The 6,000-nt window shown below is 72.6% G+C and carries 5 protein-coding genes and 1 pseudogene; 1 reads left to right on the top strand and 5 read right to left on the bottom strand.

Features of this window, described 5'->3' with window-relative positions; all coding sequences use genetic code 11:
- The 4 genes and pseudogenes from AB0D27_RS22335 to AB0D27_RS22320 all read right to left on the bottom strand — a co-directional run.
- Nucleotides 1–443: FAD-dependent oxidoreductase (locus AB0D27_RS22335; RefSeq protein WP_362511436.1), on the bottom strand; the 443-nt coding region annotated here is incomplete at its 3' end.
- 318 nt (nucleotides 444–761) lie between these two features.
- Nucleotides 762–1,964, bottom strand: coding sequence for a glutamate 5-kinase (proB, locus tag AB0D27_RS22330; RefSeq protein WP_362511433.1), 1,203 nt, complete (start codon nucleotides 1,962–1,964; stop codon nucleotides 762–764).
- The gene (locus AB0D27_RS22325; protein WP_362511430.1) at nucleotides 1,961–2,959 is read right to left on the bottom strand and encodes an alpha/beta hydrolase; all 999 of its coding nucleotides are present in this window, start codon (nucleotides 2,957–2,959) and stop codon (nucleotides 1,961–1,963) included. Before AB0D27_RS22325 ends, proB begins: the two co-directional genes overlap by 4 nt.
- Nucleotides 2,960–3,261: 302 nt before the next feature.
- Nucleotides 3,262–3,516: pseudogene (locus AB0D27_RS22320) on the bottom strand (WhiB family transcriptional regulator); the annotation flags it as partial.
- Between the two features lie 577 nt (nucleotides 3,517–4,093).
- On the opposite strand from AB0D27_RS22320, the gene AB0D27_RS22315 reads away from it, so the two are divergent.
- Complete coding sequence (locus AB0D27_RS22315; RefSeq protein WP_362511428.1) at nucleotides 4,094–5,155, top strand: type III polyketide synthase; 1,062 nt, start codon at nucleotides 4,094–4,096, stop codon at nucleotides 5,153–5,155.
- 112 nt (nucleotides 5,156–5,267) lie between these two features.
- Here the strand turns inward: AB0D27_RS22315 and AB0D27_RS22310 are convergent, their stop codons facing one another.
- Nucleotides 5,268–5,993 (bottom strand): TetR family transcriptional regulator, encoded by a 726-nt coding sequence (locus AB0D27_RS22310; protein WP_362511425.1) that lies wholly within the window; start codon nucleotides 5,991–5,993, stop codon nucleotides 5,268–5,270.
- Nucleotides 5,994–6,000 lie beyond the last annotated feature (7 nt).

Below are 6,000 nucleotides of genomic sequence, written 5' to 3'. Positions count from 1 at the left end.
CTGGGCGCGGGGCGGGCCCCCCCCCCGCCCCCCCCCGGCGCCCCCCCCCCCCCACGACAAGGCCCCGGTGGAAGGCGGCGGTCAAACGCGAGGGAAGACCGCCGCCTTCGGCGTGCCGCACCACGGCTCCAGCAGCTCTGCCACCGACTCGGCGCCGACGCGTTCCGAAGCGGCGGCGACAAGCGGATGGAGAGCTGGTGCAGGTCGACCAGGCGGGTGTCCGGCCGGATCTCCGGGGAGCGGTAGCCGCGCTCGACCAGGGGCTCGGCCAGGCCCCTGGCGTCCAGCAGCTCGAGAGTGCGGGCGTGCAGGCCGAACGCGCGGGACCGGCCGGACCGTTCGGCGCGGCGCTCCAGGATCCGGCACCGCACTCCCGCGAGCGCGAGCTCGGCCGCCGTCACCAGCCCCGCGGGGCCGGCACCGACGATCAGCACATCGTCCATTTCGCGGGCTTCCTTTCTCGCGCGGCGTGCCCGGTCGTGCACGCGCGTACGTTTCGTCGGCACCGGTGCCGAGGGGCCCGCCGGGGTGCGGGTGCCTCGGGTCCGTGCGGCGCGTCTCGCCTCGCCGTCCGGGGGGTGTGGGTCGGGTCCGTGCCGGTACGTCCGCCCGTCCCGGCGTTGGACCTCTCTGTGGCGCTGGAGCTTGGCTGCCGTGAGCGACGGGCATTCGATGCACCGGCGGACCCTTCCGTGCCTGGGCGGCCGCGGGTGCGTGGAGGTGTGCGCCGGGTCGCTGGGGTGGCGCACACCCGCTCACGGTCATGGGCGTGAGCGGGCGTACTCCTCCGCGGAGCGGATTCGGATCCGGACGCGGGGCGGTGCGAGCGCGGTGGGAGGATCGGGGAGCGCGGCGCCGGCGAGGGGAACCAGGTCGTCCTGGTGGACCACCTCCCGCGTTGAATGGCCCTGCAGCCGCGGCAGTTCCCGCGCGTCGAGGCCGATGAGGCCGCGGGCCACCACCCGACCGCTCTCGTCGAGCAGTTCGACCGGGTCCCCGGCGACGAAGTCACCGTCGACGCGGGTCACGCCCTCCGCGAGCAGCGGCCCGCGGCGCTGGGCGACGGTCCGCACCGCGTGCGCCGTGAGCCGGACCGCGCCGCGCGGGCTGCTGGCGTGCTCCAGCCAGAGCAGATGGTCGGCGGCCCGCTCCCCGGTGCGGTGGAAGAACGTACCGGTCTCCCGTCCTGCCAGCGCGTCCGCCGCATGCCGGGCGGCGGTGAGGACGACGGACACGCCGGCGTCGGTGGCGATACGGGCCGCCTCCACCTTGGTCACCATGCCCCCGGTGCCGACCCCCGAGCCGCTGGTGCTGCCGATCTCCACGCCCGCGAGGTCCTGACGTCCGCGGACTTCCCGCAGCCGTCGCGATCCGGGCTTGCCGGGATCGCCGTCGTAGAGGCCGTCGACGTCCGAGAGCAGGACCAGCAGGTCGGCCCTGACCAGATGCGCGACCAGCGCGGCGAGCCGGTCGTTGTCGCCGAACCTGATCTCCGCCGTGGCCACCGTGTCGTTCTCGTTGACCACCGGTACCGCGCCCATGGAGAGCACTTGGGCGAGCGCGCGGTAGGCGTTGCGGTAGTGCGTACGGCGGCTGATGTCGTCCGCGGTCAGCAGGATCTGGCCGACCCGCAGTCCGTAGCGGGCGAAGGAGGCGGTGTAGCGGGCGACCAGCAGACCCTGGCCGACACAGGCCGCCGCCTGTTGCCTGGCCAGGTCCCGCGGGCGCTCGGTGAGGCCCAGCGGCGCGAGGCCCGCGGCGATCGCGCCCGAGGAGACGAGAACGATCTCCGTGCCCGTCGCCCGGGTGCGCGCGAGGACGTCCACGAGGGCGTCCACCCGGTCCGAGTCGAGGCCTCCGGTGGCCGTGGTGAGGGACGAGGAGCCCACCTTGACCACGATCCGACGAGCCGTCAGAACATCGGCGCGGGAAGGCGGTTCGCCCGTGGGCGCGGGGCGGTTCACCGTGCCGCCGGGCCGGACAGGGCGAGGTTCTCGGACAGGCGCCGGGGCATCTCGCGCAGCAGCGCGTGCACGGTCTCCACGACGAGGACGGGCCGCTCGTAGGGCAGGTCGTGTCCCTGGCCCGGTACGGTCTGCAGCACCGCGCCCGGTATGTCCTCGGCCAGCCGCCGGGCCTGCGCGGGCGGCGTGACACAGTCCAGCGCGCCGACCAGGATCCGGGTGGGCACCCGGGCCAGCGCACTGAGGCGGCCCGCGCAGTCGTGGGTGGTCAGGGCGGCGTAGAACTCGGCGATGGCCGTCGCGGGGATGTCCCGGAAGGCGCGGGCGCCCTCGCGCACCGTCTCGGTGTGCGGTCCCGTCCCGAGCACCGCGCGCCACAGCGGGGCGGTGTTGGGGTGCGACAGCGGCCCGGTGAGCAGCCGGTGCACGGTCCTGGCCGAGCGGGGCGAGCGCAGCAGCCCGTCGGCGACCCGCTGCCGGGCCCGGGACAGCCGTCGTACGGCCGCGCCGGGCCGGTCGACGGGTACGGTCAGGCCCTCGGCGACCTCGTTCAGACAGGTCGAGATCAGGCCCACGCCGGTCACCCGTCCGCCGAACAGGGCGGGTTGGCGGGCGGCCAGCTGCTGGATGGCCATGCCGCCCATGGAGTGGCCGAGTACGACCACGGACGCGTCGTCCCGGGTCGCCTCGGTGAGCACACGGGCGAGGTCACGGCCGAGCAGCGCCATGTCGAGCGCGGCGCCGCCCCGGGTCGAGCGGCCGTGGCCCCGCTGGTCGTAGCTGACCGCGCGCACCGCGGGAAAGCCCTGGCGGGGGCGGGTCAGCGCGTCGATGTGCGGTCGCCAGTCCTGAGCGGACATCGTCCAGCCGTGGCACAGCAGGACGGTGGCCGGGGCGTCGGGATCGCCCTGTGCGTAGACGGCGATCTCGGCGCCGTCGTCGGTGGTCACCGAGCGCGCCAGGCGGCGCGGCTCGGCGAGAGCGAGGGCGGTCATGAGGCCCGGCCACGGTCGGCGGCGAGCGCTCCGGTCGGGCGGATACGGGGCCCCGGCGCAGGGGACTCGGCGGCTCGGGTCTCGGGGGCGCGGACATACGCGGACGCCGACTCGGCCGTACGCCAGGCCTGTTGGACCTGGCCGAAGGTCAGTCCCAGCGCGCCCGCGATCCGCTGCGGGCTCCAGCCGCGGCGGCGCAGGAACCACACGTACGCCGGGCGCTGGCGCGGATGCGGATCGATGCGCCGGCCCCCGTTCGCCAGGAACGCGGCCAGCTCGGAGCTGATGGCGCCGAGGGTCGCGGCGACCCGGAGCAGCTCCCGGCGTTCGCGGACGGTGAGCCCGCCCCAGATCCCGGTGCTCTCCGCGTTGCGGAGCGCCTCGTGCAGGCACTGCCGGGAGACGGGGCAGCCGGCGCACAACCGCTTGGCCACCGCCTCCCGTTCGTCGTCCGTGCCGCCGGCGGGCGGAAAGAAGGTCTCGGGGTCGGCATCACGGCAGGCCGCGCGCTCCACCCAGGGGTCGGTGTCCGCGCGGTGGTGCGCCGGTGCGTGCATGGCGGTCGGCCCTTCCTCGGTGTGGGCGTGGACGGTTCGCACAGACCGAGAGTAAACTCAACACGCAATGATTTCAATGGTTGTTGATTTCTGCGCCCGAGAGCTCGTGCCGAGAGGCTGCATGTGGTGAAAAGTTGAAGGCGCGACGGTTGTCCGGTGGATTCCACGCTTGTTGAAATAGGGGCTTGCTGGCATCAACTCGGCTGGCGTACGGTCGCGTTGGCTTCACTCGTCGGGCCCGTTGCGGGCCTTGGGAAGCGCCGACGGACGTGTCCTGGGCTCAGCCCGGACACCCCCATCGTTCGCAGCGCGCCCTCGGGGCGGGTGGCCCGGGAACCACGCTCTTGATCGTCACGCGCCATCGAGCTCGACGTTCTTTCTTCCGCGCTGTACGGCGCTCCCAACGGGGGGAGCACGAGTCAGGCACCTGGGGGTGTTTCGCGTGCTCAGACTTCCTTTGCGAGAGCTGTCGAACGTACCGGCGGTCGCCATCGCACTCCGTTGACGAGGCGGTGATTCGCCGTTCGAAGCGGGCCCGTTCTCCGTTCGCATCTGTCCGAGAGCTCCTGGAGGTCCCATGTCCGTCGTCAGTGCTCCCGTCGTGTCCCTGCCGCGCCACCAGGTGACCACCGATGAACTACTCGACCGCATAGGGGAGTTGTACCCCGACCACCCCGGCCTGGCCGTGGCCGGCCGGGTCATCCGGTCCACCACGGTACGTACGCGTTGGTACTCCCGTCCGCTGGAGGAGCAGTTCGACCCCGCCCTCCCGCTCGCCGAGCGCACCCGCAGGCATCTGCAGGACAGTCTGGAGCTGGCGGAGCAGGCCGCTCGCGGAGCCCTCTTCGAAGCGGGGCTGGACGTCACCGACATCGACGGCCTGGTCGTCCTCAGCTCGACCGGTCACACGATGCCGGGGCTCGACGTGTTCCTGATGGAGCGGCTCGACCTGCCGCCGTCCGTTCGCCGAATACCGGTTGCTCAAGTGGGCTGCGGGGGCGGGGTGTTCGCCCTGGCCCGCGCCATGGAGATGGTGACCGCCCACCCGGGATCGACCGTCCTCGTGGTGTGCTCCGACGTGTTCAGCCACTATCTGCACCGGGGCGACTCCGGTCTGGACGGCATGATCCTCAAAGGGCTCTTCGGTGACGCGGCCGGCGCCTGTGTGGTACGCACCGAAGCGGAAGGGCGCGGCATGGAGCTCACCGGCTCCTGGGAGTACGTCCACCCCCACAGCCATGACATCGTGGGCAGTCGTCTGGAGGGCGACGGGCTGCACGCCTTCAACTCGCCGAGGCTGCGGCACGTGGTCGAGAGCGCGATGCCGCTTCTCCGGGACTGGCTGGAGCGCACCGCACCGCCCGGTACGGATGCGGCGCCGCGGTTCGTGGTCTCGCACACCGGCGGTCCCAGGATCCTGGACGCCGTCGTCAACGGCCTCGGCTGCAGCCCCGGCATGGTGGATCTCGCCCGCGACTCGTTGCAGGAGCTGGGCAACGTGGGTTCGGTCTCGGTCCTCGATGTGCTGGAGCGGACCTTCGCGAAGTCGCCCGCCGGAGGCGATCACGGCCTGCTGCTGGCGGCGGGTCCGGGGGTGTCCCTGATCGCCGTACGGGCCGTCTGGCGTCCGTGGGAGTGACATGGACCGCGGGTGATCCTGCCAACTGACCGAACCAGCAAGGTGGCTGAGCCGGTGACTCCCCTCCGGAGTCACCGGCTCCCGCTCGCCGGCGACGGCTCCTCGGGGGAGGTCAGCCCTGCGTCTGTGCCCTGCGGGGTTCCAGCTCGCTGGACAGGCGCAGCTCCAGGGCCGGCACGACCCAGGCGAGGAACTCCTCGAATTCCATCGACGCCAGTGGGTGGACCTGGAGCACGTAGCGCATGACGGCGAGTCCGACCAGATGGCCCGAGGCCAGGGCCGCGCGGGTCTCGGCGTCGGGGCGGTCCTTGTAACCGGAGTTCGCCGCCCACCTCTTGGTGCTCTCCTCCACGCGGGCGCGGAGCGTGTCGGACGTGGCGCTGTCGGCGAGGCCCGCCCGGTAGATGGCGGTCATGCCGTAACGGGTCTCCTCGCTCTCCCAGAACGACAGATAGGTGCGGGCCAGCCAGGAGGCCTCGGAGGTGCCATCGCCTTCCATGGACGGAGGCAACTCGTCGAAGATGGAGGCGACGCTGAGCGGCGAGTTGACCGCGGCGTCGAACACCCCCTCCTTGTTGTCGAAGAAGTGGTGCACCAGCGCCGGGTCCACCTGAGCGTCCTCCGCGATCGCGCGGATGGTCGTCCTGGCGTAGCCGCGGTCGGCGAAGAGGTGGAGCGCCGACTCCAGGATCTGATCTCTCGTGCCACTGTCGCCGGGCCTACGTCCGCTGCGCGCACGCACCGGACGGGGCTTCTTCGCTGCCGGGGAGGACGCCCGTCGGGGAGAGCCGGACTTGCGGGCGGGGGTGGACGAACCGTCTGCGAGACTGGATGTCATGGGATCA

The organism is Streptomyces sp. NPDC048415, assembly GCF_040651675.1.
In the GTDB taxonomy this organism is placed as follows: domain Bacteria; phylum Actinomycetota; class Actinomycetes; order Streptomycetales; family Streptomycetaceae; genus Streptomyces.
This window is presented reverse-complemented; position numbering and strand designations above follow the sequence as displayed.

Coding starts and splice junctions, on each gene's coding strand:
- AB0D27_RS22310 (WP_362511425.1), bottom strand. CDS start 5,993: ATGACATCCAGTCTCGCAGACGGTTCGTCCACCCCCGCCCGCAAGTCC.
- AB0D27_RS22315 (WP_362511428.1), top strand. CDS start 4,094: ATGTCCGTCGTCAGTGCTCCCGTCGTGTCCCTGCCGCGCCACCAGGTG.
- AB0D27_RS22325 (WP_362511430.1), bottom strand. CDS start 2,959: ATGACCGCCCTCGCTCTCGCCGAGCCGCGCCGCCTGGCGCGCTCGGTG.